Origin of the sequence: Rhodobacter capsulatus, from assembly GCF_052363175.1 — a bacterium.
GTDB lineage: Bacteria > Pseudomonadota > Alphaproteobacteria > Rhodobacterales > Rhodobacteraceae > Rhodobacter > Rhodobacter capsulatus_D.
This window is the reverse complement of record NZ_CP198946.1, coordinates 1,094,331-1,120,010: the sequence shown is the minus strand read 5'-3', so window position 1 is coordinate 1,120,010 and position 25,680 is coordinate 1,094,331. Positions and strand designations below refer to the sequence as shown.

The following is a 25,680-nucleotide window of genomic DNA, read 5'->3' as shown; positions in this document are numbered from 1 at the left end:
GCAGGGTGCGGAGGAAGCGGAAGCGCCGCAGCACGAAACAGGCCAGAAAGCGCGAAATAGCCGCCCGATCGCTGTGCGTTTGCACAATATTGCAGCAAATCAACGATCCGGACCCGGCTTGCACGGTCCCTGCCCTGCCCCTATCTGTGAGACGACACCAAGGAGAACGCCATGATCCGAGCCTTTGCCCTGCCCCGTTTCGATGCCGCCCCCGCGCAAGGAGGCTCGGGTGACTTCGGTGCGCTTCCCGACTGGGACCTGAGCGATCTTTACACCGCCCCCGATGCGCCGGAATTCGCCCGCGACATGGCCTGGCTCGAAACCGAATGCGCCGCTTTCGCCCGCGATTACGAGGGCAAGCTGGCCGCGCTCGATGCGGCCGGAATGGCCGAGTGCATCGCGCGGCACGAGGCGATCGAGACCACGGCCGGGCGGATCATGTCCTATGCGGGGCTGCGCTACTATCAGAACACGGTCGATGGCGAGCGCGCCAAGTTCATGTCCGATGCCGGCGACAAGATCACCACCTTCACCACGCCGCTGGTCTTCTTCAGCCTCGAATTCAACCGGATCGAAGATGCGCAGTATGAAGCTGTCTTTGCCGATCCGCGCGTCGCCCGCTTCAAGCCGGTCTTCGACCGGATGCGGGCGATGAAGCCCTATCAGCTGTCGGACGAGCTGGAAAAGTTCCTGCACGATCAGTCGGTTGTGGGCGCGGCTGCGTGGAACCGGCTGTTTGACGAAACCACCGCGGCGCTGGAATTCACCGTCGCAGGCGAGACGCTCAGCCTTGAAGCCACGACGACGCTGATGAGCGACCATGACCGGGGCAAGCGCGAGGCCGCGGCGCGCGAACTCGCCCGGGTCTTTGGCGAGAACGTCAAGCTTTTCGCCCGCGTGCACAACACCCTCGCCAAGGAAAAGGAAATCGAGGATCGCTGGCGCAAGATGCCGACCCCGCAGCTGGGGCGGCACCTGTCGAACCATGTCGAGCCCGAGGTGGTCGAGGCCCTGCGCAACGCGGTCGTGGCCGCCTATCCGCGGCTCTCGCATCGCTATTACGCGCTGAAGGCGAAATGGCTGGGGCTTGAGAAGCTGCAGGTCTGGGACCGCAACGCCCCCCTGCCCACCGAAACCCCGCGCAAAATCCTGTGGGACGAGGCGAAGGCCACGGTTCTGGACGCTTATGGCGCGTTTTCGCCCCGCATGGCCGAGATTGCCGCGCCCTTCTTTGAAAAAGGTTGGATCGACGCCGGGGTGAAGCCGGGCAAGGCGCCGGGGGCTTTCGCGCATCCGACCGTCACCACCGTGCACCCCTATGTGATGCTGAACTACCTTGGCAAACCGCGCGACGTGATGACCTTGGCGCATGAGCTGGGCCACGGCGTGCATCAGGTGCTGGCCGCAGGTCAGGGTCCGATGCTCTCGGATACGCCGCTGACGCTGGCCGAAACGGCGAGCGTTTTCGGCGAGATGCTGACCTTCCGCGCGCTGCTCGATGCCGCCACGACACCCGCCGAGCGCAAGCAACTGCTCGCGGGCAAGGTCGAGGACATGATCAACACCGTCGTGCGGCAGATCGCCTTCTACGATTTCGAATGCAAGCTGCATGCGGCGCGGGCGCAGGGGGAACTCACGCCCGAGGATATCAACGCGCTCTGGATGTCGGTGCAGGCGGAAAGCCTTGGCCCGGTGTTCGAATTCATGCCGGGCTACGAGACCTTCTGGACCTACATCCCGCATTTCGTGCATTCGCCCTTCTACGTCTATGCCTATGCCTTCGGCGACGGGCTGGTGAATGCGCTTTACGCGACCTATGCGGCGGGCCTGCCGGACTTCCAGACGAAGTATTTCGAGATGCTGGAAGCGGGCGGCTCGAAGCACCACAAGGATCTGCTGGCGCCCTTTGGCCTTGATGCCTCGGACCCGGCGTTCTGGGACAAGGGCTTGAGCATGATCGCGGGCTTCATCGACGAGCTCGAGGCGATGGAGGCCTGACCCCACGTCGGCACTTCACGTCCGCGCTTTGCGCCTGCGCCCGGCCCTGCTAGCCTTCCCGAAACGGGAGGGATCGCATGGGCTGGGGCAAACGCATCGCAATGGGGCTTGGCGGGGTCGTCATCCTGGCGGCGGGGGCGTTCTTCGCCTTTGCCCCCGGGATCGTGGAAAAGGGACAGAACCGGGTCGTGCCGCATGCGCCCTGGCCGGTGTCGGAGCGCGCGGCGGCGCTGCACAAGACGCTCACGATCGGCGACTGGCATTCCGATGCGCTTCTGTGGGACCGCGATCTGCTGACACGCTCGGACCGCGGCCATGTCGATCTGCCGCGGCTGCGGGCGGGCAATGTGGCGGTGCAGGTCTTCACCACGGTGACGAAAACCCCCGCCGGGATGAATTACGACCATAACGCCGCCGGAGCGCGGGACAACATCACGGCTCTGGTCTTCGGGCAGCTCAGGCCTGTGAAGACCTGGTTCAGCCTGACCGAGCGCGCGCTGGATCAGGCCGCGCGGTTGCAGGCGATGGCCGACAAGGCCCCCGATCAACTGGTGGTCGTGCGCAGTGTGGCCGATCTCGACCGCGTGCTGGCGGCGCGGGCCAAGGGGGCCGAGACCGTGGCCGGGATCCTTGGCGCCGAGGGCGGCCATGCGCTCGAAGGCAAGATCGAGAACCTCGACCGGCTCTATGATGCCGGATTCCGGCTGATCGGGCTGACGCATTTCTTCGACAACGAACTCGGCGGTTCGCTGCATGGCGAGGATGACGCCGGGCTGACGCCTTTCGGGCGGCAGGTGGTCGAAGCGATGGTGCAAAAGCATATGGTGATCGACCTCGCCCATGCCTCGGAACAGATGGCAAAGGACGTTCTGGCGATGGAGGGTACGCGCCCGATCGTCAGCCACAGCGGCATTCACGGGGTCTGCCCGGTGAAGCGCAACTTCCCCGATGCGCTGATGCGCCAGATCGCGGCCAAGGGCGGGCTGATCGGGATTGGCAACTGGGCCGAGGTGACCTGCGACGCGACGCCCGCGGGCGTGGCAAGGTTAATCGCCGCGGCCGTGGCGCTTGTGGGCGAGGATCACGTGTCGCTCGGCTCGGATTTCGACGGCGCGGTGGAAACGCAGTTCGACAGCGCGGAGCTTGCCGCGCTGACGCAGGCGCTGATCGATACCGGGATGAGCGAGACGGTGATCGCCAAGGTGATGGGCGGCAACATGGTGCGAACCCTGCGCGAAACCCTGCCGCAGTAGGCGCCTGATGATTTCGCCGCGCTGTCGCGCGGCGACCCGCCGGGGGCTTCGCCCCCGGACCCCCAAGATGCGTATTTGGCCAAGGAAACCCGATCCCGTTTTCGTCCGACACCGGATCGTGTCCGCGCGCCCTGTTTTCCTTGGCAAAATACGCCGGGGGGTGCGGGGGGCGGAGCCCCCCGTGGGTCGCCCCGGCTTGCCGGGGCGAAAGTCCCTAGTCCCAGAGACTTTCGACTTCGAACCGGGTCAGCCGGGGATGGGCCTGAGGGCCGAATTCGCTCAGGCTCGCGATCTGCGGAAATTGCGCTTCGAAGAGCGAGAGCATCCGCGGATCGATCATCCGCTCCACCCCCTCACCCGGGTGGAACGCCTCGACCTCGAGCCCGGCCACCCGGATCGAACCGTGGCTTTCCAAAACCGCATGATAGACCGTGACCGGCGCCGAGGGGGTCACCTCGATCACGCTGATCCCGTCGATGAAAGCACGCGCGGGCACATAGGCCGCTTCCAGCCCCGACACCCGGCGCAGCCGCGGATCGCGCAGGCAAAGCCGCGCCCGCGGGCCGAGCACCACATCAAGCAGCGGTCGCCCCGCCCCGAAGGCCTCGGCGGTGATCCGGGTCAGGCTGACCTGTTCCTCCAGATCGCGGCCGTTTTCGGCGCCGGGATAGATCACCATCGAGCCGATCCAGGTCACCCGCTCCGACCGGCCTTCGGCGGTCAGGACGCGCTGGCCGGGCAGCAGATCCTCGATCGCGATCGGGCCGTCTTCGGTCAGGATCACCGAGCCTCGGGCAAGGGCTGAAAACGCCTCTTCGAAAAGCGGCGTCGCGGGCGCAAGGCGCGTGCTGTCCATGATCGCGCCATCCGGCGTCAGCCAGCAGGCGTCGTAACGCCGGGTCAGCGGCATCGCCCGCAGGCTTTTCGCCGCCGGAACGGGCAGCTTGCGCGCGGGAATCCCGGCGGAATGGTCGCTGCGGGCGACAGGCAAAGCAGCCTGCCCGGCCCCGAGCCGGTGGGTAATCGACATGGCACAGCCTTCCGGTCTGGTCACATCTGCGACGGCCCCCACCGAATGCAGAAAGACCCCGCCAGATTGCCCAACCGGTCAGCGCGCGTCAAATTTCGTGAAGAATTGCTGAACGCCGGAAACCCAATCCGGCTGTCCGCGGCGCAACTTGGGGCAGAACGGGCAACAGTGCCCAGATTCCGCCGCAATTGGTTCGAATCACCCGGTCCGTGGCCGGGGGTGGCAGCCCCCGGCCCTTGCAGACCAACGAGCCCCGCACCGCAAAGGTGCATGACCCGCCCCCGGATGGGGGGTCAAACAAGAGTTGGGGACATTCTCAGCAGGCGGCGACCGACGGGCGCTTCGCGGGGGCTTGCGCCACCGATCCCTTGCGCCGTGCCAGCATCTCGGCCCGGTGGGCCCCGCGTTGCCACGGCATCGCCACGGTGGTCTTGGCGGCGCCCTCAAGAGCCGTCTTCATCCAGCGCGGCGTTGATTTCAGGGTCATTCTGCTCTCCTGCGGTTTCGGGACCGATGCGTGACATCGCCCGTTGTTTCCTTTTCCCCCCGCAATACGGCAGCGATTTGGCACCAAGGGTGCATTCCTGCGCCACCGACGGGCGGAATTGTGGCACCGATTGTTGCGCAGGAGCAGAAAAGAAAGGGTTAACGCCCCTTTCAGCACGGATTTCGCCACAATCCGGGCCCTGGCCGCAGCCAAAGCCGTGAGATCAGAGACGAATCGCCGAGATCAGGCGGCCGTAATCGGCCTCACCGGCATGGGTGGTGCGGCGGAAGGAATAGAACCGGTCCGGGTCGGAATAGGTGCAATGGCGCGTCCATTCCGCATGGCCGACGCCCGCCGCGCGCAACCGCGAAAGCCCATAGGCCGGCAGGTCGAACATCGGCTTGCCCGCCGCACCACCGGCGAAGAATCGCGCCGCCTGCGGATCGTCGATCAGGAAATTCTCCATGAAGTCATGACCAACCTCATAGGCCCGCTGCGAGATGCAGGGCCCGATCACCGCGGTGATCCGCGCCCGCTCGGCGCCCAGCCCTTCCATCGCGTCGAGCGTCGCCTCGAGCACGCCGTCATGACTGCCGCGCCAGCCCGCATGGGCCGCGCCCACCACTCCGGCCGCCCGATCGGCAAAGAGCACCGGCTGGCAATCGGCCGTCAGCACGCTCAGCAACAGCCCCGGGCGCTTCGTCACCAGCGCGTCGGCGCGGACGATCTGGGCGGGCACCTCGTCCACCACCAGCACATCGGCGGAATGGATCTGATGCACCCCCACCAGTGCCGCGGGCGCCACGCCCATCGCGGTTGCTACCCGCGCCCGGTTCAGCGCGACCGCCTCGGTCTGATCCGAAGAGCCGTGGCCGCAGTTCAGTCCCGCAAAGATGCCGGAGGACGCCCCGCCCTTTCGGGTGAAAAAACCGTGCTTCACGTCCTTGAGGGCGGGCGAGGTCAGGATTTCGAGCGTCGTCGGCATGGATCAGACATCAAAGCCCGGAGGCACCGGGGCGGTTGCAGGAAAAATGGCAAGACTTTGGAACACCTGACCCATTTCTTCGGGATGGGTCAAGCGCCGATGCGCGGCGACATGGGCCTGACGTGCCGCGCCCGAGAGCTTCGCCGCCAGCGCCTCAGCCCGGGCCGTGATGCCGAGCCGTTCGAGAAGCACGCCCTGCGGGGTCATCGCCGAAGCCTGCGCGCCCGCGGCACGGGCGGCCTCGGCCAGCGGTTCGAAGGCGACATGGGCGGTCAGATCGGCCTCGCCCGGAGCGGCGAAGGGGTCGCAATAGCCATGCGCCTTCACCGCCTGAAAGGTGTCGCCAAGGCTGCGCCAATGGCCGTAATCGATGACGAGCGCGACGCCGCCATGGGTGGCGATGCGGCGGGCGATCTCGGCCATGATCGGCGCGGCGGCGGGGCAGGTTTCGACCACATCGCCCGGTTTCGTATCGGCCAGCCGAGGCTCGAGCGCGGCAAAGCGGGTGGGCGGGGCAAGGCCGGGAACGAGGCTGTCGCCCTGCAGGCCGACCTGACGCTCGGCCCAGCCGCCCTCGGTGCGCAGGAATTGCCGGATCGGCAGGGCGTCGAAAAACTCGTTGGCGAGCAGGAAGAGCGGCGCCTCGGGCAGGGTCGCGATGCTGTCGTGCCAGATGACGGCATGGCCCTGCAGGGTTTGACGCTGAATGTCCCGCAGGGTGGACGAGGCCTCGATCAGATGCAGCTGCGCCGCCTCGGCCATGCCGGGCACACGGGCAAGGACGCGCGCCACATCGGCCGACAGCGTGCCCCGGCCCGGCCCGATCTCGGCCAGCGTGAAGGGCGCGGGGCGGCCCTGATCGAGCCAGACCTGCGCCAGACACAGGCCTAGCATCTCGCCGAACATCTGGCTGATTTCCGGCGCGGTGATGAAATCGCCTGCGCGGCCAAAGGGATCGCGGGTGGCGTAATATCCGTGTTCAGGGTGAAGCAGGCACTCTGCCATATAGGCATCCAGCCCGATCGGCCCGCCCGCCGCGATACGCGAGGCCAGCAGACGCGCCAGCGGTGTCACTTCGCCCCCCGCATCCGGGCGTAAAGGACGAGCGCGCCCCCAAGCAGGATCATCGGCACCGAGAGCGCCTGCCCCATGGTGATGCCGAGATCGCCCAGAAAGAAGGCGTAACCCATCGGGTTGGCGTCGGTGGCGAATTGCGCATCGGGCTGGCGGAACAGCTCGACGAAGGCGCGGGCGAGCCCGTAGCCGATCAGGAACACCCCCATCAAGAGCCCCGGCTTGCGCAGCGCGCCCCGCGCGAAGAGCCACCACAGCAGACCGCCCAGAACCAGCCCCTCAAGCCCGGCTTCGTAAAGCTGCGACGGGTGACGGGCGCAGGCGTAATCGACCTGCCCGGCCCAGCCGTTGCAGATCTGCGCCGCCTCGACCGGGAAGATCACGCCCCAGGGCATGTCCGTCGGCCGACCCCAGAGCTCGGGCTTGATGAAATTCGCAAGACGGCCAAGGAACAACCCGATCGGCGCGACAAGGGCAAAGGCATCGCCGATCGGCAGGGGCGCGATGCCGCGGCGATGGCAGAAGGCGAGCCCGGCGATCACGACGCCCGCGAAGCCACCGTGGAAGGACATGCCGCCTTCCCAGACCCGGAAAATCGCCAGCGGATCGGCCAGATAGGTGTCGAGATCGTAAAACAGCACAAAGCCCAGCCGCCCGCCTAGAATGACACCCAGAATGACCCAGGTCAGCAGATCCTCGACTGCTTCGGGCGCCATCGGCGCGCGTTTGCCCCAGAGCTTCGGGCGCCGCATCAGCGCGACGACGATGCGCCAGCCCGCCAAAAGCCCCGCGATATAGGCCAGCGCATACCAGCGGATCGGCCAGTCGACGAACGGGATTTCGAAGGCATCGGGGGAGATTTCGGGGAAAGGCAGGGCCATGGCGTCCTCGGGGCTTCAGCGGCGCCACTTGGCCCTTGCGCTGCGGCGAAGTCAACCTTGTCTCGGCGGGCTTCCCAGCCCATATAGGGCGCAAGCGGGGCCGGTGCGGCGGCCCGCAGACAAAAGGTGAAGACGATGCAAGCTCCGAACAAACTTTTCGACGAGATGTCGAAGCTGATGACCAATGCGATGGGCGTGGCGCAGGGCGCCAAGACCGAGGCGGAAACGGCGATGAAAAGCTGGATGGACCGCTGGATGGCCGACCGCGATTTCGTCACCCGCGAGGAATTCGACGCGGTGAAGGCGATGGCCACGAAGGCGCGCGAAGAAAACGAGGCGCTCAAGGCCCGTCTGGACGCGCTGGAAGCGAAGTAAGCTTTCGGCTTCTTCCTGGGAAAAATACGCCCGCCGGAGGTTCGCGCCTTCGGCGGTTTTTTTTGCGTATTTGGACCAGGAAAAGCGCGGATCACGGAGGGTTTTGGCCGCGGCGAGGACCGAGGCCAGATCGGCGTCACTTCAACGCCACATCCTGCGCCAGCTTGCCATCCGGCCGATAGACCAGCACCCGGCCACTTTCCGTAACGACCACGGTGAAGCCTTTGCCGAAGGTCACGGTCTCGGCCTTCTCCCCCGCGGGCAGCGTGATCGCCGCGGGCAGCTCGGGCAGTTTCGTCGCCCCCGGCAGGCGGGTGACAAGCAGGAAGATGATCGTTAGAAGGCCGAAGATCATCACGCCCGCAAGCGTGGTGGTGAGAATCTTCAGAAACTTCACCTCGGGCGGCGGCGCCGGATCGGAAGGCATCATGTCGGACATCGCGGCACACCTCCTGCGCATCGAAATCGGCGAAGACCCCGCCGAGCGGCTTGATAAGGCATTGGCGGCGCTTGTGCCAGAAGAAGCGGCGCTGTCGCGCTCGCGCCTTGCCCGGCTGATTGCCGAGGGCGCGGTGACGAAGGACGGCATTGCCGTCACCGATCAGAAGGCCAAGGTCACCCCGGGCGAGGTCTATCTGATCGCGCTCGAACCGCCCCGCGCGGTGGAAACGGTCGCGCAGGACATTCCGCTGACCGTGCTTTGGGAAGACGAAGACCTGATCGTGATCGACAAGCCCGCGGGGATGGTGGTGCATCCGGCGCCGGGCTCGGAAGACGGCACGCTGGTCAATGCGCTGTTGCACCATTTCGGCGGCAGGCTCTCGGGCATCGGCGGCGAAGCGCGGCCGGGCATCGTGCACCGCATCGACAAGGAAACCTCGGGCCTGCTCGTCGTCGCGAAATCCGACCGCGCCCATCACGGGCTGGCGGCGCAATTCGAGAAACATACCGTGCACCGCCATTACACCGCGCTGGTGCAGGGTGTGCCCAGTGCCGCCGATCCACGCCTGCGCGGCATCCGCGGCGTCAATTTCGAACAGGGCGGCATCCTGAAGATCACCTCGCAACTCGCCCGCCACCCGACCGACCGGCAACGGCAGGCGGTGCTCTTCACTGGCGGGCGCCATGCGGTGACCCGCGCCCGCACGGTCGAGGCCTTCGGCGGCGTCGCGGCGCTGATGGATTGCTGGCTTGAAACCGGGCGTACGCATCAGATCCGCGTGCACATGGCGCATGTGGGGCATGGGCTCGTCGGCGATCCCACCTATGGCGGCAAGCGCAAGCTGTCCGTCCGCGCGGTCGGCGCCGCGGCGGCCGAGGCGGTCGCCAATTTCCCGCGTCAGGCGCTGCATGCGACGACGCTCGGCTTCACCCATCCGGTCACGGGCGAGGAACTGAGTTTCTCCTCCCCCCTGCCCGCGGATATCGAGGCGCTTCTGGCGATCTTGCGCGCGGGGCCGGGCGCCACCTGATCTCACAGTTGCGTCATCTGTGCTTGCCCGACGGCGGAATCAGGCCCATCCTGCGTTCATCCCCCATGACGGAGGACCGAAGCCCTTGAAGCGACAGGCCTCCTTCCCCATCTGGGGTGCGAAGGGAGAATGACCACATGTCGAGCTACGCCAACCTGCCAGCCCCCAGCCCCGAACAGGGGTTGAACCGCTATCTGCAGGAGATTCGCAAGTTTCCGCTTCTGGAACCGGAAGAGGAATACATGCTGGCCAAGGCCTGGGTCGACCATCAGGACCCCAAGGCCGCGCATCGGCTGGTGACCTCGCACCTGCGGCTCGCCGCGAAAATCGCCATGGGCTATCGCGGCTACGGCCTGCCGCAGGCCGAGGTGATTTCCGAAGCCAACGTCGGGCTGATGCAGGCGGTGAAACGCTTCGATCCGGAGCGTGGCTTCCGGCTGGCGACCTACGCGATGTGGTGGATCCGTGCCGCGATTCAGGAATACATCCTGCGCTCGTGGTCGCTGGTGAAGCTGGGCACGACCTCGGCGCAAAAGAAGCTCTTCTTCAACCTGCGCAAGGCGAAATCGAAGATCGGCGCCTTCGAGGAGGGGGATCTGCGCCCCGATGCGGTGGCCAAGATCGCCAAGGATCTGAACGTCACCGAAGACGATGTCATCGAGATGAACCGGCGCTTGGCTGGCTCGGATGCCTCCTTGAACGCGCAGGTCGGCGCGGGCGAAGGCGAAAGCGCCACGCAATGGCAGGATTGGCTCGAGGACGAGGATGCCGATCAGGCCGAGGCCTATGCCGAAGAAAACGAGCTGCAGGCCCGTCGCGCGATGCTGGTCGCGGCGATGGATGTGCTGAACGAACGCGAGCGCGACATCCTGATGGCGCGGCGGCTGCGCGACGAGCCGGTGACGCTGGAAGAGCTGTCGGCGCAATATGACGTCAGCCGAGAGCGCATCCGGCAGATCGAGGTGCGGGCCTTCGAGAAGCTGCAAGGCCGGATGAAGGCGCTCGCCAAGGAAAAGGGTATGGCGCTGCCGGGCTGACGTTGCCCCCCTTTGCGCCGCGCGCTAGCTTGGCGCCAAAGGGAGACGACCATGCAGCCAGTGACTTTCGGAATTCTCGGCGCGTCGGATTTCGCGGCGCGCCGAATGGGGCCCGCGATCCATGCCGCCAAAGGCGCGCGGCTTGCGGCGCTGGCGACCTCCTCCCCCGCCAAGGCCGAAGCCTTTACCGCCTTCGCCCCGGATCTGACCCTGCATGACAGCTACGAGGCGCTTCTGGCCGATCCCGCGGTCGAGGTCGTCTACATTCCGCTGCCGAACCATCTGCATGTGGAATGGGGGATCAAGGCGCTTGCCGCTGGCAAACATGTGCTGATCGAGAAGCCGCTCGCCCTGCGCGCCGAGGACATCGACCCGCTGATCGCCGCCCGCGACGCCGCGGGCAAATGCGCGGCCGAGGCCTACATGATCGTGCACCACCCGCAATGGCAACTGGTGCGGCGCTGGCTCGACGAGGGCCGGATCGGTCGGCTCAAGCACGCCGACGTGGCCTTCACCTTCGACAACCCCGACCCCGCGAACATCCGCAACCGCGCCGAGACAGGCGGCGGCTCGATCCCCGATATCGGCGTCTATGCCTATTCCTCGATCCGCTTCGCGGCGCGCGCGGAGCCGGTGCGGCTCGCCTCGCGCATCCAGCGAGAACATGGCGTTGATACCTTCGCGCAGGTCTGGGGCGAGATGGCGGGCCCGGGCGGGGACTTCACCTTCGCCGCGATGACCTCGACCCGGCTCTTCCCGCGGCAGGAGGTGACCTTTCAGGGCGAAACCGGCCGGATCACCCTTTCGGCCCCCTTCAACGCCGGGGTCTTCGATCAGGCCGAGGTGACGCTGCACGGTTACAATAGCGCCGAAACGCACCGCTTCCCCGGCGTGAACCAATATGTGCTGCAGGTCGAAGCCTTTGTCCGCCACATCCGCACGGGCGAGCCCTATACGTGGAGCCTCGAAGAGGCCCGCGCCGGTCAAGCGATGATCGATCTGGTGCGCGCGGGCGAAATCTGAGCAAGGCCGGGGGCGCTGCCCCCGGACCCCCGGGATATTTTGAGCAAGATAAAAAGGGTGCCTTTTATCTTGCCTGAAATATCTCGGGGGGAGTCCGCAGGACGGGGTGAAGGGGGACCGTGGCGCCAGTGGCGCCGCGTAAGCCCCCTGAACGAGCCCCCCTGCCCCACTGTGGGTCGATCGCTCAGGCGTGTTTGGCGAGCCGCTCTTCGAGCACGTCGAAGGGCACGCCGGGTTCATCCTTGGCGCAGCGGATCACGAGCGAGGTCTTCACGCTCGCCACATTCTCGGCCGCGGTCAGTTGCCCGGTCAGGAAATTCTGGAAGGTCGACAGATCGGGCGCCGCGCATTTCAGCACGAAGTCGATCTCGCCGTTCAGCATGTGGCATTCGCGCACCAGCGGCCAGGCCTGACAGCGGCGTTCAAACGCGCTCAGATCCGATTCCGCCTGCGAATGCAGCCGCACCATCGCGAAGACCTGCACCTCGAACCCGAGTTCGCGCGGGTTCACATCGGCGTGATAGCCGCGGATATAACCCGCCTCTTCCAGCGTGCGCACCCGGCGCAGGCAGGGCGGCGCGGAAATGCCGACTCGCTTGGCCAGTTCGACGTTCGTCATCCGGCCGTCAGCCTGCAGCTCGGCCAGAATTTTCCGGTCGATCTCGTCGAGCTTGCTCGTGCCCATGCCGAACCTCCTTGGCTGCGCGAACCTTATATATTGGCGCTTGCATGCGCAATATTGTTTCGCCCATTCCTGCGCAAGCGCAATCCGCGTCGACGGCGGCGCCTGCGACACAGCGGAGCCGCACAGGGGTTTTCCCCGCGCCCTTCTGCTGCTTATATGAGCGACGTCACAACAGGAGTTCCGGCATGAGCGAGACGAAGCACACCAAGGTTCTGATCATCGGGTCGGGACCGGCCGGCTATACGGCGGCGGTCTATGCCTCGCGCGCGATGCTTTCGCCCATTCTCGTGCAGGGCATGCAGCCCGGCGGGCAGCTCACGATCACCACCGAGGTCGAAAACTGGCCCGGCCGCACCGAGGTGCAGGGCCCCGAGCTGATGGTGCAGATGGAAGAGCACGCCCGCGCGATGGGCGCCGAGATCATCACCGACATCATCACCAAGCTGGATCTGGGCACCCGGCCCTTCGTCGCCACGGGCGATTCGGGCACGGTCTACACCGCCGATGCGGTGATTCTGGCCACGGGCGCGCAGGCGCGCTGGCTTGGCCTGCCGTCGGAACAGAAGTTCCAGGGCTTCGGCGTCTCGGCCTGCGCCACCTGCGACGGCTTCTTCTATCGCGGCAAGGAGGTCGTGGTGGTCGGCGGCGGCAATGCGGCCGTGGAAGAGGCGATGTTCCTGACGAATTTCGCCTCGAAAGTCACCGTCATCCACCGCCGCGACAGCTTCCGCGCCGAAAAGATCCTGATCGAGCGGCTGATGAAGAACCCGAAGATCGAGGTGATCTGGAACGCCACGGTCGAGGAAGTGCTGGGCACCGACGCACCTTTGGGCGTCACCGGCGCGCGGATCAAGGACGTGAAGACCGGCGAAGAACGCGAGATCCCCTGCCACGGCTTCTTCGTCGCGATCGGCCATGCACCGGCCTCGGAACTGGTCAAGGATCAGCTCGAGCTGCATCACGGCGGCTATGTGAAGGTGGAACCGGGCACGACCCGCACCGGCATTGCGGGCGTCTTTGCCGCGGGCGATCTGACCGATCACACCTATCGGCAGGCGATCACCTCGGCGGGCATGGGCTGCATGGCGGCGCTGGATGCCGAGCGCTGGCTTGCCGAACAGGGCTGAGACCCGAAACGAAAAGGGCCGCCCGAAGGCGGCCCGTTTCCCTTTGTGACTGGCTCAGGCCGCGACGGCCTTGGCCTTCAGTTTCGCTTTGGCCTTCTCTTTCGCGCGTTGCTGCGAGCGTTTCACCGCCCCCGCAATGCCGACGAACATCGAGATCACCAGAGCCGCCGAAAGCGTTTCGGCAAAGCTGGCCGGACCATAAAGCTGGAACATTTCCACCGGCATCGGTGCGTAGTTCCAAAGCGCGACCAGCGACAGGCCGACCACGAAGATCCACGAGATGATCCCCGCCGCCAGCACGTTGAAGCGGGACACGAGCATCCGCATCGCCAGAGCGAAGACGAAACACCACGCAGCCCATTTCATCATGTCGTCGGGATAAGCGAACCCGAGCGCGCTGTAGTAGTCTTCCCACTGGCTTTTCAGCCAGACCTGATTGATGCCGTACTCGCAACCGGAGATCCACACCCAACCGGCGATGATAGGCGTCAGACTTGATTTCAGACCCATGACTTCCCCTCAAAGCAAACTTCGGGGCACGATAGCACCGGTTCGAACCGCAACAAACGGCGTGGATTGACGCAGTTTGCAGAAACTTCGTTCCGGCCTTCGGCACAAACGCACCAAAACCGCCTTCTTTCACCGGACACCCCCGGCTTTTGCTTGAAAAACGCCATATTTGCGGGCAAAGCCGCGACCAAGCGTCGGTGTGGCGCAGCGATTAGCCCTCGAAAAAACAGGTCAGGCGATGACTCTTCCCAATCTCGCTCCCATTCCGGAGCTCTATGTTTCTCACGAATCTGCCCAGAAGCTGAAAATCGAAGCGGGCAACCTGCCGTCGTGGGATCTGACTCCGCGTCAGATCTGCGACCTCGAACTTCTGATGAACGGCGGCTTTTTCCCGCTCAAGGGGTTCCTGAGCGAAGCCGATTACGATGGCGTCGTCGAGAACATGCGTCTGGCCGACGGCACGCTCTGGCCGATGCCGATCACGCTCGACGTGACCGAAAAATTCGCCGAAGGCATCGCGCCCGGGCAAGACATCGCGCTGCGCGATCAGGAAGGCGTGATTCTGGCCATCCTGTCGGTCACCGACAAATGGGTGCCGAACAAGGCGAAAGAGGCCGAAAAGGTCTTCGGCGCCGACGATCTCGCCCACCCGGCGGTGAACTACCTGCACAACACGGCAGGCGCGATCTATCTGGGCGGCCCGATCACCGGCATCCAGCAGGCCGTGCATTATGACTTCAAGGCCCGCCGCGACACGCCCAACGAGCTGCGCAGCTACTTCCGCAAGCTCGGCTGGCAGAAGATCGTCGCCTTCCAGACCCGCAACCCGCTGCACCGCGCGCACCAGGAGCTGACCTTCCGCGCCGCCCGCGAGGCACAGGCGAACCTGCTGATCCATCCGGTCGTCGGCATGACGAAACCGGGCGATGTCGATCACTTCACCCGCGTGCGCTGCTATGAAGCCGTGCTCGACCAATACCCGCAATCGACCACCACGATGAGCCTTCTGAACCTTGCGATGCGCATGGCGGGCCCGCGCGAGGCGGTCTGGCACGGGTTGATCCGCAAGAACCACGGCGTCACTCATTTCATCGTCGGCCGCGATCACGCCAGCCCCGGCAAGAACTCGGCCGGTCAGGACTTCTACGGCCCCTATGACGCGCAGACGCTCTTCAAGCAGTATGAAGAGGAAATCGGCGTCACCATGGTCGACTTCAAGCACATGGTCTATGTGCAGGAAAAAGCGCAATACTACCCGGCGAACGAAGTGCCGGAAGGCTGCACCGTGCTGGATATCTCGGGCACCGAACTGCGCCGCCGTCTGCGTGAAGGCCTTGATATTCCGGAATGGTTCAGCTTCCCGCAAGTGGTGGCCGAGCTGCGCCGCACCTCGCCAGCGCGGGCCAAGCAGGGCTTCACCGTCTTCTTCACCGGCCTTTCGGGCTCGGGCAAGTCGACGATCGCCAACGCGCTGATGGTCAAGCTGATGGAGATGGGCGGCCGTCCGGTGACGCTGCTCGACGGCGACGTGGTGCGCAAGCATCTGTCGTCGGAACTGGGCTTCTCGAAAGAGCACCGCGACATCAACATCAAGCGCATCGGCTATGTGGCGTCGGAAATCACCAAGAACGGCGGCATCGCGATCTGCGCGCCGATCGCGCCCTATACCGCGACCCGTCGCGCCGTGCGCGAGATGATCGAGGCTTACGGTGCCTTCGTCGAAGTGCATGTCGCGACCTCGCTTGAGGAATGCGAAAGCCGCGACCGCAAGGGGCTCTACAAACTCGCCCGTGAAGGCAAGATCAAGGAATTCACCGGCATTTCCGACCCCTATGAAGTGCCCGCGAACCCGGAACTGGCCGTCGACACCACCGGCGTCGATGTCGATCACTGCGCGCATCAGGTGATCCTGAAGCTCGAGTCGATGGGCCTGATCAAGGCGTAAGCCTGACTGAAAGCGAGACCGAACGCGCCTTGGGGAAACCCGGGCGCGTTTTGCTTTGAGCCGGCTGAAAACAAAAACGGCAGGGAAATCGCCCTGCCGTTCCTTGATGCCATGATCTCGGGCGCGTTCAGTGCACGCTGACCGCAGTAATCTCGTTTTGCCGCGCCAGCACAAAGGCCATCTCGCGGTCTTTCACCAGCGCCAGACGCTCGCCATTGATGTTGTGTAGTGCATACATGTGCTCGATATGGCCCACCCGGTCGCGGATTTCCTCCGGAATCTCGGTCACCGGGACCGAGCGGACATAGACGATGCGTTCGCCCGCGGCGACGTCGAAATCTGCAGTGTGATCCATGATGCCCCCTTACTTTTTGCGGATCGGAATCGTCTGCACGACCGGCTCGGGCTGCGCCCGTTTCAGCTCGACATGCAAAAGGCCATTCTCGAGCGCCGCCCCCGCCACCTCGACGCCATCGGCCAGCACGAAGCTGCGCTGGAAGGCGCGGGCGGCGATGCCGCGGTGCAGGAAGATGCGCTCGGACCCGTCATCGGCCTGACGGCCGCGGATGACGAGGGCACGATCTTCCATCGTGATCGCCAGATCGGCCTCGGCAAAGCCCGCCACCGCGAGGGTGATGCGGAATTCGTCCGGGCCCGATTGCTCGATATTGTAAGGAGGATAGGCGTCGGAGCCGGATTTTGCGGTCCGCTCGACAAGGCGCTCCAGCTGGTCGAAGCCCAGCAGATAAGGATGTGCGCCGAAGCTCAGTTTCGTCATTGGCAAGCCCTTTGGAAAGCGACGTTGCTTGGGGAACCCCGCGCAGCGGCAGTCCCGTATGCAGGATATGGGCAGCGCCGCCGCAGGTGCAAGGGGGCGGCGGCGCGTCGCAGTCAGGAAATTTCCCGCAAAGGCCTCGGATTTGATATGCTTGAACAAAAGCGGGGCGAGTCGGAGGGCTTGGCTCTGCTTATCTGTCTCAGCCTGTGATCGGACACATGCCATGAATGCCCATACTGACAGCCCGATCGAGATGAACACCGACGAGGTTCTGCGGGTCAAGCTCGAGGTTCTCAAGCGCGAACACCGCGACCTTGACGAGGCGATCAGCGCGCTGGTCAATGCCGCCCACCCCGATCAGCTGCGGCTGGTGCGGCTGAAGAAGCAGAAACTGTCGCTGAAAGACCAGATCGCCCGGATCGAAGACCGGCTGACCCCCGACATCATCGCCTGAGACTTGCCCAAACCCTTGAACCGGGGGCCCCACTGCCTATAGTGCCGCCACAAGATGGGAGGCCGAATGGGCGTGAAAGTTGGAATCATCATGGGCAGCCAGTCCGACTGGACGACCATGCGCGAGGCGGCGGCGGTTCTGGATGAACTGGGTGTCCCCTATGAAAAGAAGATCGTCTCGGCGCATCGCACCCCGGACCGGCTCTGGAGCTATGGCAAGACCGCGGTCGAGCGCGGGTTGCAGGTGATCATCGCGGGCGCCGGTGGCGCGGCGCATCTGCCCGGCATGATGGCCTCGAAAACCCGGGTGCCGGTCGTTGGCGTGCCGGTGCAGACGAAGGCGCTGTCGGGCGTCGACAGTCTTTATTCCATCGTGCAGATGCCGAAGGGCTTTCCCGTCGCGACGATGGCGATCGGCGCCGCGGGTGCCGCCAATGCCGGGCTGATGGCCGCAGGCATCCTTGCGCTGCAGGATGCGGATCTGGCTGCCCGTCTCGATGTCTGGCGCGACGCCCTTTCCGCCTCCATTCCGGACGAGCCGCAAGATGACTGAGATGCTGAAACCGGGCGCCACGATCGGGATTCTGGGCGGCGGGCAGCTGGGGCGGATGCTCTCGGTTGCAGCCTCGCGCCTTGGTCTGAAATGCGCGATCTTCGAACCGGGCGCCAACCCGCCCGCGGGTCAGGTCGCCGACCGGGTCTTCACCGCGCCCTACGAGGACGCGGCCGCGCTGCGCGCCTTTGCCGAAGCGGTCGATGTCATCACCTATGAATTCGAGAACATCCCGACCTCGGCGCTTGATCTGCTCGAAAGCCTGCGGCCCATCCGCCCGGGGCGCAAGGCGCTCGCCACCTCGCAGGACCGCATCCTCGAAAAGTCGTTCCTGAACGGCATCGGCCTGACCACCGCGCCCTGGGCCGAGGTGACGGACGCTGCCTCGCTGGATGCGGCGATTGCACAGATCGGCACGCCCGCGATCCTGAAGACGACGCGGCTCGGCTATGACGGCAAGGGGCAGGCGCGGATCATGACCCCCGCCGACGCGCCCGCGGCGCTGGCCGCGATGGGCGGCGCCACCGCCGTTCTGGAAGGCTTTGTCGATTTCTCGGCCGAGATTTCGGTGATCGCCGCGCGCGGTCTCGACGGCTCGATCTCCTGTTTCGACCCCGGCGAGAACGTGCACAAGTCGGGCATCCTGCACACGACGACCGTGCCCGCCCGCATCCCCCCTGCCCTGCGCTCGGATGCGGTGCTGATCGCGGCGCGGATCCTCAATGCGCTCGATTACGTCGGCGTGCTGGGGGTCGAGCTTTTCGTGACGCCCGCGGGGCTGCTGGTGAACGAGATCGCGCCGCGAGTGCACAACTCGGGCCACTGGACGCAGGCGGGCTGCGCCGTCGATCAGTTCGAACAGCATATCCGCGCCGTAGCGGGCTGGCCGCTCGGCGATGGTGGCCGCTATGCCGATGTCGAGATGCTGAACCTGATCGGCGATGATGTCGACCGCGTGCCGGACCTCGCCCGCGCGAAGAACACGCAGATCCATCTTTACGGCAAGGCCGAAGCGAAGCCGGGTCGCAAGATGGGGCATGTGAACCGCATCCTCTGACCCGCGGCGGCGGGGGGCTCTGCCCCCGCACCCCCGAGATATTTGTGGCAAGATAAAGCAGACGATCTTTTTCTTGGTGCAAATACGCCGGGGGGGTGAATTGCCGCAGGCAAGAGGGGGGCAGCGCCCCCCCGCCCCGCTCAGGGGCTGCGCAAGCCGCGTCAAGGCCGCGCCCCAGCTCGGCACCGGGTCGAACTGGCCCGTGTCCAGAAACGCCAGCACTTCGACGATCACGCGGGGATCATCCATCATCCAGGTGTGGGTCACCGGCAGTACCAGAAAATCCGCCATCCCCGCCTGTTTCGCGCTGGCGACAGAGACCTTGCCATCATCCGGCCCGGGGATCAGCCAGGAGGTGATCGGGTTCAGACTGTCCGAGCCCGCGATCACCGCAAAGTCGAATTTCGGTTTCGGCAGGCGGGCCGGGGCGTCGGTCGCCCCCGTGCCAAGGGCGAGCCCGGCCGGGCCGTTCATCCAGCCAAACCACGCCTGATCGCGGAAGGTATCGACGATCTCGGACCCGCCATTCGGCGGCGCGAGCATCACCGCGCGGTGGATGCGCCCTGCATTCGCGCCGCGCTCGGCCCAGACCTGCAGCAGGATGCCGCCCATCGAATGCGTCACCACATCGACCGGACCCGGCCCGCAGGCCGCAAGCCCGGCATCGATCCGGCCAGCGAGCGCCTCGACCGGCTCCTTGGTCGAAGGGTAGCCCAGATTCACCACCCGCTTGCCCCGCGCCTCGAGCACCTCTTCGAGCACGAAAAGCGAGCGCGGGCTGCGGGCGAGCCCATGCAAGAGCAGCACGCAATCGGCGGCGACCGGGGCCGCACTCAGACACAAAGGAAAAAAGGCCCGGATCAGCATGATCCGAGCCTTGTCGAAATGCGGCGGCCTGTCCAGCCTCAGAGCGTCGAATAGAGCCCCTCGTAGATCGGCACCAGCGTGTCGGTCTCGAAGAGCGAGCTGACCGAAGTGCCCGACCAGGTGTTCAGGATCGCCTGCGCGAACATCGGCGCGGTCGGCACGATGCGGATGTTGCGGGCGTTCTTCACCTCTTCGGTGGGCTCGATCGAATCGGTGATGACGAGCGATTTCATCACCGAATTCTCGACCCGCTCCACCGCCGGGCCCGAGAGGACGCCGTGGGTGATGTAGCTGTGCACCTCGGTCGCGCCGGCGGCGATCAGCGTCTCGGCCGCCTTGCACAGCGTGCCGGCGGTGTCGCAGATGTCATCGACGATGATGCATTTCTTGCCGGTCACGTCGCCGATCACGGTCATGCCCGCGACCTCGCCCGCCTTCTCGCGGCGCTTGTCGACGATGGCGAGCGGAGCGCCGATGCGCTTGGCCAGCTCCCGCGCCCGCGCCACACCGCCGACGTCGGGCGAAATCACCATCAGATCTTCCCGCGCGCCCTTGAAGTGATGCAGGATGTCGAGCGAGAAGACCGGGGCGGCGTACAGGTTGTCCACCGGAATGTCGAAGAAGCCCTGGATCTGCGTCGCGTGCAGATCAAGCGTCAGCACCCGGTCCACGCCCGCCTCGGTCAAGAGGTTCGCGACGAGCTTCGCCGAAATCGGCGTGCGGGCCTTGGCGCGACGATCCTGACGTGCATAGCCGAAATAGGGGATCACGGCGGTGATGCGATCGGCCGACGAGCGCTTGAGCGCGTCGGTCATGATCAGCAGTTCCATCAGGTTGTCATTCGCCGGGTTCGAGGTCGGCTGGATGATGTACATGTCCTCGCCGCGGACGTTTTCATAGACTTCGACGAAGATTTCCTGATCGTTGAAGCGCTCGACGCGGGCATCCACAAGCCCCACCGACATGCCGCGATGCATCGACATCCGGCGGGCGATCGCCTGCGCCAGAGGCCGGTTCGCATTGCCGGAAATGAGCTTCGGTTCGGTCATCGCAGCCATGGCAGTTCCTTTCTTGCCGCTGCGGCAGCAGCGGATTCGCCGGATTGCGCCTGCCTTAGCACCGGGCTAGCCTGCCCGCAAACCTTGCAAGCCGGGGGAGCGATAAGATGGCGCAGATTGATTACTTTTTCTCGGTGTTCAGCCCCTGGACCTATCTGGCGGGCGACCGGCTGGAACGCATCGCCGCAAAACATGGCGCGAGCATCAGCTACAAGCCGCTCGACGTGCTGGCGCTGTTTGATCGCACCGGCGGCGTGCGGCCCGCGGCGCGGCACCCGTCGCGCATGGCTTATCGCAATCAGGAGCTCGAACGTTGGGCGAAGCATCTGGGCCTGGAGATGAACCTGAAGCCCACGATCTATCCGCCGAACGCGGCGCCGGGGTCTTATGCGGTCATCGCGGCGCAGGCGGCGGGCGGCGGCGACGTGGGGGCGCTGGTGCGCGCGATCCTGCGCGCGCTCTGGGTCGAGGATCGCAACATCGGCGAAGATGACGTGCTGCGCGAAAAGCTCTCCGAGACCGGGTTCGATCCGAACCTGGTGACGACCGGGCTCTTCACCGGCGCGATGGCCTATGTGAAGAACCTTGAGGAAGCCATCGATCGCGGCGTCTTCGGCGCGCCCTTCTATATCGTGCGCGAGACGGATCAGCGCTTCTGGGGACAGGACCGGCTCGACTTCCTCGATGCGCATCTGGGCACGCTCTGATGGCCAAGGACATCCGGCAGGGACACGACATCTTCTGGCAAAGCTTCGGCACCGGCGCGCGGCCGATGCTCGCCGTTCATTGCACCTTGGGCACCTCGGGGATCTGGGGGCCGGTGCTGGAGCCCTTGGGCGAGACGGTCACCGCAACGAGTTTCGATCAGCCGGGGCATGGGCAATCCGCCGACTGGTCGGCCGAGGGCGCCGAGCCCGGCGCGTTCCAGCGCCTTGTGACGCAGATCGCGGCGAGTTTCATCGACCGGCCGCTCGATCTGGTCGGCCACAGTTTCGGTGCCTCGGTGGCGCTGCGGCTGGCGGTGGCGGCGCCCGACGCGATCCGTTCGCTGACGCTGATCGAGCCGGTGCTGTTCAAGGCGGTTGAAGGCAGCGCCGACTGGGTCGCGTTGCGCGCGCATCAGGATCATTTCGAGACGCTGATCGCGGACGGCGCTTACGAAGCCGCGGCCAAGGGCTTCATGGGGGCCTGGGGGGCGGGCGTGCCGTGGGAGGATCTGCCCGCGCATCACCGCGCCCGCTTTGCCGCGCAAATGCCGATGGTGGGCAATATTTCCGCGGCCAATTTCAGCGATCCGGGGCAGATCTGGCGCCCGGACGGGATCGAGGCGATCGACGCGCCGGTGATGATCCTGCATGGCGATCAAAGCCCGGCCATCGTCCGCCCGGTCTGCGAGGCGATTGCGGCGCGGCTTGGCGATGTGGGCGTGGCCTGCATCCCGGGCGGCGGGCACATGTTGCCGCTGACCCATCCCGAGCAGGTGCGCGATCTGATCGCGATGAATCTCGAGCGCAGTTGAGGGAACGGGAACCGGACCGCCGGTTCCCGCCTTGATCCTCAGCCTTTCGGGCTGATCATGTCTTCGGGGCGCACGACGCGATCAAAGGTCTCGCCATCGACATAGCCCAGCGCAATCGCTTCCTCGCGGAGCGTCGTGCCGTTCTTGTGCGCGGTCTTCGCGACCTTGGTCGCCGCGTCATAGCCGATTGTCGGCGCCAGCGCCGTCACCAGCATCAGGCTTTCCTTCATCAGCTTGTCGATCCGCGCGGTGTTCGCCTGCGTGCCCACCACCATGTTGTCGGTGAAGGCCGAAGCCGAGTCGCCCAGAAGCTGCATCGATTGCAGCACGTTGTAGCTCATCATCGGGTTGTAGACGTTCAACTCGAAGTGCCCCTGCGAGCCGGCGAACCCGACGGCGGCGTCGTTGCCCATGACATGGGCGCAAACCATCGTCAGCGCCTCGGCCTGCGTCGGGTTCACCTTGCCCGGCATGATCGACGACCCCGGTTCGTTTTCCGGCAGGATCAGCTCGCCCAGACCCGAGCGCGGGCCGGAACCGAGCAGGCGCATGTCGTTCGCGATCTTGAAGAGCGAGGCGGCCACGGTCTTCAGCGCGCCCGAGAAGAACACCATCGCGTCATGCGCGGCCAGCGCCTCGAACTTGTTCGGTGCGGTGACGAAGGGCAGCCCGGTGATCTCGGCGATCTGCGCGGCGATGCGGGTGTCCCAGCCCACGCGGGTGTTCAGACCGGTGCCGACGGCGGTGCCGCCTTGGGCCAGTTCGTAGATATGCGGCAGGGCGAGTTTCACCCGCTCGATGCCACGGTCGACCTGCGTCGCATAGCCCGAGAATTCCTGACCCAGCGTCAAGGGCGTCGCATCCTGCGTGTGGGTGCGGCCGATCTTGATGATATCCTTGAACTCTTCCGACTTCGCCCAGAGCGCCTTCGACAGCTTCTCAAGGCCGGGGATCAGCACATCACGCGCCTGCATCGCGATCGCGACATGCATCGCGGTCGGGAAGGTGTCGTTCGACGATTGCCCCATGTTCACATGGTCATTCGGGTGCACCGGCTTTTTCGAGCCCATCACGCCGCCCAGCATTTCAATGGCGCGGTTCGAGATCACCTCGTTCGCGTTCATGTTCGACTGCGTGCCCGAGCCGGTCTGCCAGACGACGAGCGGGAAGTTGTCGTCGAACTTGCCCTCGATCACCTCGGTCGCGGCGGCGGCGATGGCATCGGCAATCGCCGCATCCATGTCGCCCTGCGCCTTGTTCACCAGCGCGGCGGCCTTCTTGATCACGCCGAGCGCGCGGATGATCGGCTTCGGTTGCTTTTCCCAGCCGATCGGGAAGTTCATGATCGAGCGCTGCGTCTGCGCGCCCCAATATTTGTCGGCGGGAACTTCGAGCGGGCCGAAGCTGTCGGTTTCCGTTCTGGTCGCGGTCATCGTGGGCCTCCGTGATGCGAAATGTCCCGCGCGTCATAGGACGGCGGGACACATATTGCAATCGGCATGCAACCGTATACCGCCATCAGGCGTCGACGGACATCCGGTAGACGCGGGCATTGCGGCACAGCGGATTGCTGACCAGAAGCTCGGCCAGCGCCGCCTCGACGATGCGCGGCGAGCGGCAGTGAAAGTAAAGCTCGACTGCGTTCGGGAAGGTGCCGGTGCCCTGCAGCCGCCCGGCGGAACTTACGCGCTCCTCGATCGGGCCCATCAGTTTGGCCGCGACCTGACCCGCGGTCTGGCCCGCGGGCAAGGCGGCCGGGTCGAGTTCCATCACCACAACCTCGGTGGTGCCGAAGCGGCGCATTTCCTTGCCCTCGGCATCGGTAAACCACGAGCCCTTCGGCGAGCCGAGGCTGTCGAAATGCGCCACCAGCCGGTCCATCTTCTTCGCGTCGAGCCCGGTCAGGCTCATCACGATCTGCGAGGACGTGCCCCGCCCTTCGGCATTTATGGCGGAACTGGCGCTGACGACACTGCCAAACCCTTCGGCGACCAGCATCTTCTGCACGGGCTCGTCATAGCGCTGGACGCGATCGTCCTTCAAAAGGCAGGTCGGCAGATGCGCGGTGACGGTGGTGGTGACTTTCGGTTTGAGGAAGTTGAACATGGGTTTCGATCTTATTTGCGGAATTTGTCGAGACTGACCACTTCGGCTTCGATCCGGGGCTTTTCCGGTTCGTCTTCGGTTTCGTCCTCGTCCTCGTCGTCCCCGTCCTCCTCGTCGCTCTCTTGCGATTCGAAGCGCAGGCCGAATTCGACCGAGGGATCGACGAACGTATGCACGGCGTCGAAGGGGATCACCAGCGGTTCGGGCTGGTTACCGAAGTTCAGCGTGATCGAGAAGCCCTCGTCGGTGACGACAAGGTTCTCGAACCAGTGCTGGATCACGATGGTCATTTCTTCCGGGTAGCGGGACTTCAGCCAGTCCGCCATCTCCACCTTCGGCGCGCGGGTGTCGAAGGTGATGAAGAAATGATGCGCCCCGGGCAAGCCGTGCTCGGCCACCTCGGTCAGAACGGTCTGGATCAGCCCCCGCATGGCGCGGTGCATCAGGGTGCCGTAGTCGATCGAACGGGTCATCTGGCCGCCTTTCCTTTCGGCCCAGCATAGGGGATTCGCCGAGCAAGGAAAGGGGGAAGGCGGCAAGTTCCCGCCCGCTCAGCCCAGTTGTTCACCCATCAGGCACAATGCCATGACTTCGGCGGGCAAGGCGCCGATCTGGCCAAAGAAACCCAGCATGTCGACATGGTTGTAGGCTTCGATGAATTTGTTGTCCTGAAACCGGACCGCCACCTGCGAGGTGAGATCGATGGGTTTGAGATCGCGCGCCGAACGCGCCTTGATATGGACCAGCGCCCAGAGCCAATCCCCGGCTTCGAAATGCCGCACGATCCGGAAGCTGGGTTCGGTGACGAGCCGCATCAGCATCGGCACCAGCTCCGCGAAATCCGCCGGGCGCAGCGAATGACCGGGCATCAAGCCTGTCTCGGTCGCATCCGGCGGGAAGAAATTGCCGATGGCGCGCAGATCACCGCGCAGCCAAACCGTGTGATACCACTCTTCAAGTCGATCGATCTTGGTCATGACTTGCCCCATTTACAACGACACGACACAACCCTGACGTGCACAGGTTGAAACGTGGTTAAACATGAAGGGAAAGTGCAGGTTTCTGTTGCCAGGCACCTGCGAGCCCCGCCTTAAGCGGCTAAGCGTAAGGACTTAGGTTTCGATACCTCGAACTGCTTACGCAGCCAGAGCCATCGGAGCACGGTTGTCGTTGGCAACTGTACATTTGCACCGATAACGGTGGTAGCTCACCGGGACAAAGCAATCACCTTTAGACGTTCGTCGATCCTGTTTCGGCCCCATTCGCCCCCAACGAGGGAGTTTTGGTGGAGCCGCCGGGTACCGCCCCCGGGTCCGATCCGCTTATTCCGTGCGCGTTTATGCCCATAGTCGGGGTTGCCCCCGACAAGGACAAAGATAGGCGTCAAAGCCGGGCTGCGCAAGGGGC

The 25,680-nt window shown here is 65.1% G+C and carries 28 protein-coding genes and 1 other RNA gene; 13 read left to right on the top strand and 16 right to left on the bottom strand.

The annotated features are described in order from the left end of the window. Positions 1 to 171: 171 nt before the first annotated feature. The gene (locus ACTTAI_RS06340) at positions 172 to 1,998 is read left to right on the top strand and encodes a M3 family oligoendopeptidase (RefSeq protein ID WP_444454953.1); all 1,827 of its coding nucleotides are present in this window, start codon (positions 172 to 174) and stop codon (positions 1,996 to 1,998) included. A 77-nt stretch (positions 1,999 to 2,075) separates the two neighbouring features. Continuing rightward, complete coding sequence (locus ACTTAI_RS06335; RefSeq protein WP_444454952.1) at positions 2,076 to 3,251, top strand: dipeptidase; 1,176 nt, start codon at positions 2,076 to 2,078, stop codon at positions 3,249 to 3,251. Between the two features lie 214 nt (positions 3,252 to 3,465). Here the strand turns inward: ACTTAI_RS06335 and ACTTAI_RS06330 are convergent, their stop codons facing one another. From ACTTAI_RS06330 to lgt, 5 genes are all read right to left on the bottom strand, one after another. Next, positions 3,466 to 4,281, bottom strand: coding sequence for a Hint domain-containing protein (locus ACTTAI_RS06330; protein WP_444454951.1), 816 nt, complete (start codon positions 4,279 to 4,281; stop codon positions 3,466 to 3,468). Between the two features lie 316 nt (positions 4,282 to 4,597). Beyond that, positions 4,598 to 4,768 (bottom strand): hypothetical protein, encoded by a 171-nt coding sequence (locus ACTTAI_RS06325; RefSeq protein WP_444454950.1) that lies wholly within the window; start codon positions 4,766 to 4,768, stop codon positions 4,598 to 4,600. A gap of 223 nt (positions 4,769 to 4,991) precedes the next feature. After that, a complete protein-coding gene (pgeF, locus tag ACTTAI_RS06320) occupies positions 4,992 to 5,753 on the bottom strand; it encodes a peptidoglycan editing factor PgeF (RefSeq protein WP_444454949.1) in 762 nt (253 codons plus the stop codon). Between the two features lie 3 nt (positions 5,754 to 5,756). Then, positions 5,757 to 6,827: a class I SAM-dependent methyltransferase gene (locus tag ACTTAI_RS06315; protein WP_444454948.1), complete on the bottom strand. Its 1,071-nt coding sequence runs from the start codon at positions 6,825 to 6,827 to the stop codon at positions 5,757 to 5,759. Further along, positions 6,824 to 7,708 (bottom strand): prolipoprotein diacylglyceryl transferase, encoded by an 885-nt coding sequence (lgt, locus tag ACTTAI_RS06310; protein ID WP_444454947.1) that lies wholly within the window; start codon positions 7,706 to 7,708, stop codon positions 6,824 to 6,826. The genes ACTTAI_RS06315 and lgt overlap by 4 nt, the downstream gene beginning before the upstream one ends. A gap of 135 nt (positions 7,709 to 7,843) precedes the next feature. Between lgt and ACTTAI_RS06305 the strand changes: the two genes are divergently transcribed. Beyond that, complete coding sequence (locus ACTTAI_RS06305; RefSeq protein ID WP_023916636.1) at positions 7,844 to 8,083, top strand: accessory factor UbiK family protein; 240 nt, start codon at positions 7,844 to 7,846, stop codon at positions 8,081 to 8,083. A gap of 136 nt (positions 8,084 to 8,219) precedes the next feature. Here ACTTAI_RS06305 and ACTTAI_RS06300 read toward each other — a convergent pair whose 3' ends face one another. Beyond that, on the bottom strand, positions 8,220 to 8,522 hold the full coding sequence (locus tag ACTTAI_RS06300) for a DUF6476 family protein (protein ID WP_444454946.1): 303 nt from the start codon (positions 8,520 to 8,522) through the stop codon (positions 8,220 to 8,222). On the opposite strand from ACTTAI_RS06300, the gene ACTTAI_RS06295 reads away from it, so the two are divergent. The 3 genes from ACTTAI_RS06295 (at position 8,512) to ACTTAI_RS06285 (ending at position 11,615) form a co-directional block, all read left to right on the top strand. Beyond that, complete coding sequence (locus tag ACTTAI_RS06295; protein ID WP_444454945.1) at positions 8,512 to 9,555, top strand: RluA family pseudouridine synthase; 1,044 nt, start codon at positions 8,512 to 8,514, stop codon at positions 9,553 to 9,555. The genes ACTTAI_RS06300 and ACTTAI_RS06295 overlap by 11 nt on opposite strands. A 137-nt stretch (positions 9,556 to 9,692) precedes the next feature. Beyond that, positions 9,693 to 10,592, top strand: a complete 900-nt coding sequence (gene rpoH, locus ACTTAI_RS06290; RefSeq protein ID WP_444454944.1) for an RNA polymerase sigma factor RpoH — start codon at positions 9,693 to 9,695, stop codon at positions 10,590 to 10,592. Between the two features lie 51 nt (positions 10,593 to 10,643). Then, on the top strand, positions 10,644 to 11,615 hold the full coding sequence (locus ACTTAI_RS06285) for a Gfo/Idh/MocA family protein (protein WP_444454943.1): 972 nt from the start codon (positions 10,644 to 10,646) through the stop codon (positions 11,613 to 11,615). Positions 11,616 to 11,799: 184 nt separating this feature from the next. On the opposite strand, the gene ACTTAI_RS06280 is transcribed toward ACTTAI_RS06285, so the two are convergent. Beyond that, positions 11,800 to 12,300, bottom strand: a complete 501-nt coding sequence (locus ACTTAI_RS06280) for an Lrp/AsnC family transcriptional regulator (RefSeq protein WP_110806297.1) — start codon at positions 12,298 to 12,300, stop codon at positions 11,800 to 11,802. Between the two features lie 185 nt (positions 12,301 to 12,485). Between ACTTAI_RS06280 and trxB the strand changes: the two genes are divergently transcribed. Then, entirely contained in the window at positions 12,486 to 13,427 is a 942-nt protein-coding gene (gene trxB, locus ACTTAI_RS06275) for a thioredoxin-disulfide reductase (protein ID WP_444454942.1), read from the top strand. Between the two features lie 54 nt (positions 13,428 to 13,481). Here trxB and ACTTAI_RS06270 read toward each other — a convergent pair whose 3' ends face one another. Beyond that, on the bottom strand, positions 13,482 to 13,937 hold the full coding sequence (locus ACTTAI_RS06270; protein WP_110806299.1) for a hypothetical protein: 456 nt from the start codon (positions 13,935 to 13,937) through the stop codon (positions 13,482 to 13,484). Positions 13,938 to 14,175: 238 nt separating this feature from the next. On the opposite strand from ACTTAI_RS06270, the gene ACTTAI_RS06265 reads away from it, so the two are divergent. Further along, positions 14,176 to 15,882, top strand: coding sequence for a bifunctional sulfate adenylyltransferase/adenylylsulfate kinase (locus tag ACTTAI_RS06265; RefSeq protein ID WP_444454941.1), 1,707 nt, complete (start codon positions 14,176 to 14,178; stop codon positions 15,880 to 15,882). A gap of 127 nt (positions 15,883 to 16,009) precedes the next feature. On the opposite strand, the gene ACTTAI_RS06260 is transcribed toward ACTTAI_RS06265, so the two are convergent. Beyond that, complete coding sequence (locus tag ACTTAI_RS06260; RefSeq protein WP_444454940.1) at positions 16,010 to 16,237, bottom strand: DUF1150 domain-containing protein; 228 nt, start codon at positions 16,235 to 16,237, stop codon at positions 16,010 to 16,012. Between the two features lie 9 nt (positions 16,238 to 16,246). Then, the gene (locus tag ACTTAI_RS06255; protein WP_444454939.1) at positions 16,247 to 16,660 is read right to left on the bottom strand and encodes an Hsp20 family protein; all 414 of its coding nucleotides are present in this window, start codon (positions 16,658 to 16,660) and stop codon (positions 16,247 to 16,249) included. Between the two features lie 223 nt (positions 16,661 to 16,883). Between ACTTAI_RS06255 and ACTTAI_RS06250 the strand changes: the two genes are divergently transcribed. The 3 genes from ACTTAI_RS06250 to ACTTAI_RS06240 all read left to right on the top strand — a co-directional run bounded on the left by ACTTAI_RS06250 (position 16,884) and on the right by ACTTAI_RS06240 (position 18,723). Continuing rightward, on the top strand, positions 16,884 to 17,114 hold the full coding sequence (locus ACTTAI_RS06250; protein ID WP_444454938.1) for a YdcH family protein: 231 nt from the start codon (positions 16,884 to 16,886) through the stop codon (positions 17,112 to 17,114). Between the two features lie 66 nt (positions 17,115 to 17,180). Beyond that, positions 17,181 to 17,666: a 5-(carboxyamino)imidazole ribonucleotide mutase gene (gene purE, locus ACTTAI_RS06245; RefSeq protein WP_444454937.1), complete on the top strand. Its 486-nt coding sequence runs from the start codon at positions 17,181 to 17,183 to the stop codon at positions 17,664 to 17,666. Continuing rightward, on the top strand, positions 17,659 to 18,723 hold the full coding sequence (locus ACTTAI_RS06240; RefSeq protein ID WP_444454936.1) for a 5-(carboxyamino)imidazole ribonucleotide synthase: 1,065 nt from the start codon (positions 17,659 to 17,661) through the stop codon (positions 18,721 to 18,723). The genes purE and ACTTAI_RS06240 overlap by 8 nt, the downstream gene beginning before the upstream one ends. 905 nt (positions 18,724 to 19,628) lie before the next feature. Here the strand turns inward: ACTTAI_RS06240 and ACTTAI_RS06235 are convergent. Then, positions 19,629 to 20,648 (bottom strand): ribose-phosphate pyrophosphokinase, encoded by a 1,020-nt coding sequence (locus ACTTAI_RS06235; RefSeq protein ID WP_444454935.1) that lies wholly within the window; start codon positions 20,646 to 20,648, stop codon positions 19,629 to 19,631. Positions 20,649 to 20,755: 107 nt separating this feature from the next. Between ACTTAI_RS06235 and ACTTAI_RS06230 the strand changes: the two genes are divergently transcribed. Together ACTTAI_RS06230 and ACTTAI_RS06225 are read left to right on the top strand one after the other, a co-directional pair. Continuing rightward, positions 20,756 to 21,355 (top strand): 2-hydroxychromene-2-carboxylate isomerase, encoded by a 600-nt coding sequence (locus tag ACTTAI_RS06230; protein ID WP_444454934.1) that lies wholly within the window; start codon positions 20,756 to 20,758, stop codon positions 21,353 to 21,355. After that, positions 21,355 to 22,167 carry an alpha/beta fold hydrolase gene (locus tag ACTTAI_RS06225; RefSeq protein WP_444454933.1) on the top strand — a complete coding sequence of 271 codons (813 nt, stop codon included), beginning with the start codon at positions 21,355 to 21,357 and terminating at the stop codon, positions 22,165 to 22,167. The genes ACTTAI_RS06230 and ACTTAI_RS06225 overlap by 1 nt, the downstream gene beginning before the upstream one ends. A gap of 38 nt (positions 22,168 to 22,205) precedes the next feature. Here ACTTAI_RS06225 and fumC read toward each other — a convergent pair whose 3' ends face one another. From fumC to ssrA, 5 genes are all read right to left on the bottom strand, one after another. Continuing rightward, positions 22,206 to 23,600 carry a class II fumarate hydratase gene (gene fumC / locus ACTTAI_RS06220; RefSeq protein WP_444454932.1) on the bottom strand — a complete coding sequence of 465 codons (1,395 nt, stop codon included), beginning with the start codon at positions 23,598 to 23,600 and terminating at the stop codon, positions 22,206 to 22,208. Positions 23,601 to 23,685: 85 nt separating this feature from the next. After that, a complete protein-coding gene (locus ACTTAI_RS06215) occupies positions 23,686 to 24,273 on the bottom strand; it encodes a hypothetical protein (protein ID WP_444454931.1) in 588 nt (195 codons plus the stop codon). Positions 24,274 to 24,284: 11 nt separating this feature from the next. After that, positions 24,285 to 24,746: an SspB family protein gene (locus tag ACTTAI_RS06210; protein WP_444454930.1), complete on the bottom strand. Its 462-nt coding sequence runs from the start codon at positions 24,744 to 24,746 to the stop codon at positions 24,285 to 24,287. A 78-nt stretch (positions 24,747 to 24,824) separates the two neighbouring features. Then, positions 24,825 to 25,250, bottom strand: coding sequence for a nuclear transport factor 2 family protein (locus ACTTAI_RS06205; protein WP_444454929.1), 426 nt, complete (start codon positions 25,248 to 25,250; stop codon positions 24,825 to 24,827). Positions 25,251 to 25,324: 74 nt separating this feature from the next. Next, positions 25,325 to 25,679, bottom strand: a transfer-messenger RNA (tmRNA) gene (ssrA, locus tag ACTTAI_RS06200). Position 25,680 lies beyond the last annotated feature (1 nt).

Coding starts and splice junctions, on each gene's coding strand:
- ACTTAI_RS06215 (WP_444454931.1), bottom strand. CDS start 24,273: ATGTTCAACTTCCTCAAACCGAAAGTCACCACCACCGTCACCGCGCAT.
- ACTTAI_RS06285 (WP_444454943.1), top strand. CDS start 10,644: ATGCAGCCAGTGACTTTCGGAATTCTCGGCGCGTCGGATTTCGCGGCG.
- ACTTAI_RS06255 (WP_444454939.1), bottom strand. CDS start 16,660: ATGACGAAACTGAGCTTCGGCGCACATCCTTATCTGCTGGGCTTCGAC.
- ACTTAI_RS06335 (WP_444454952.1), top strand. CDS start 2,076: ATGGGCTGGGGCAAACGCATCGCAATGGGGCTTGGCGGGGTCGTCATC.
- ACTTAI_RS06235 (WP_444454935.1), bottom strand. CDS start 20,648: ATGGCTGCGATGACCGAACCGAAGCTCATTTCCGGCAATGCGAACCGG.
- lgt (WP_444454947.1), bottom strand. CDS start 7,708: ATGGCCCTGCCTTTCCCCGAAATCTCCCCCGATGCCTTCGAAATCCCG.
- purE (WP_444454937.1), top strand. CDS start 17,181: ATGGGCGTGAAAGTTGGAATCATCATGGGCAGCCAGTCCGACTGGACG.
- ACTTAI_RS06330 (WP_444454951.1), bottom strand. CDS start 4,281: ATGTCGATTACCCACCGGCTCGGGGCCGGGCAGGCTGCTTTGCCTGTC.
- fumC (WP_444454932.1), bottom strand. CDS start 23,600: ATGACCGCGACCAGAACGGAAACCGACAGCTTCGGCCCGCTCGAAGTT.
- pgeF (WP_444454949.1), bottom strand. CDS start 5,753: ATGCCGACGACGCTCGAAATCCTGACCTCGCCCGCCCTCAAGGACGTG.
- ACTTAI_RS06210 (WP_444454930.1), bottom strand. CDS start 24,746: ATGACCCGTTCGATCGACTACGGCACCCTGATGCACCGCGCCATGCGG.
- ACTTAI_RS06225 (WP_444454933.1), top strand. CDS start 21,355: ATGGCCAAGGACATCCGGCAGGGACACGACATCTTCTGGCAAAGCTTC.
- ACTTAI_RS06270 (WP_110806299.1), bottom strand. CDS start 13,937: ATGGGTCTGAAATCAAGTCTGACGCCTATCATCGCCGGTTGGGTGTGG.
- ACTTAI_RS06205 (WP_444454929.1), bottom strand. CDS start 25,250: ATGACCAAGATCGATCGACTTGAAGAGTGGTATCACACGGTTTGGCTG.
- ACTTAI_RS06240 (WP_444454936.1), top strand. CDS start 17,659: ATGACTGAGATGCTGAAACCGGGCGCCACGATCGGGATTCTGGGCGGC.
- ACTTAI_RS06265 (WP_444454941.1), top strand. CDS start 14,176: ATGACTCTTCCCAATCTCGCTCCCATTCCGGAGCTCTATGTTTCTCAC.
- ACTTAI_RS06300 (WP_444454946.1), bottom strand. CDS start 8,522: ATGTCCGACATGATGCCTTCCGATCCGGCGCCGCCGCCCGAGGTGAAG.
- ACTTAI_RS06280 (WP_110806297.1), bottom strand. CDS start 12,300: ATGGGCACGAGCAAGCTCGACGAGATCGACCGGAAAATTCTGGCCGAG.
- rpoH (WP_444454944.1), top strand. CDS start 9,693: ATGTCGAGCTACGCCAACCTGCCAGCCCCCAGCCCCGAACAGGGGTTG.
- ACTTAI_RS06305 (WP_023916636.1), top strand. CDS start 7,844: ATGCAAGCTCCGAACAAACTTTTCGACGAGATGTCGAAGCTGATGACC.
- ACTTAI_RS06250 (WP_444454938.1), top strand. CDS start 16,884: ATGAATGCCCATACTGACAGCCCGATCGAGATGAACACCGACGAGGTT.
- ACTTAI_RS06230 (WP_444454934.1), top strand. CDS start 20,756: ATGGCGCAGATTGATTACTTTTTCTCGGTGTTCAGCCCCTGGACCTAT.
- ACTTAI_RS06340 (WP_444454953.1), top strand. CDS start 172: ATGATCCGAGCCTTTGCCCTGCCCCGTTTCGATGCCGCCCCCGCGCAA.
- ACTTAI_RS06325 (WP_444454950.1), bottom strand. CDS start 4,768: ATGACCCTGAAATCAACGCCGCGCTGGATGAAGACGGCTCTTGAGGGC.
- ACTTAI_RS06295 (WP_444454945.1), top strand. CDS start 8,512: ATGTCGGACATCGCGGCACACCTCCTGCGCATCGAAATCGGCGAAGAC.
- ACTTAI_RS06260 (WP_444454940.1), bottom strand. CDS start 16,237: ATGGATCACACTGCAGATTTCGACGTCGCCGCGGGCGAACGCATCGTC.
- trxB (WP_444454942.1), top strand. CDS start 12,486: ATGAGCGAGACGAAGCACACCAAGGTTCTGATCATCGGGTCGGGACCG.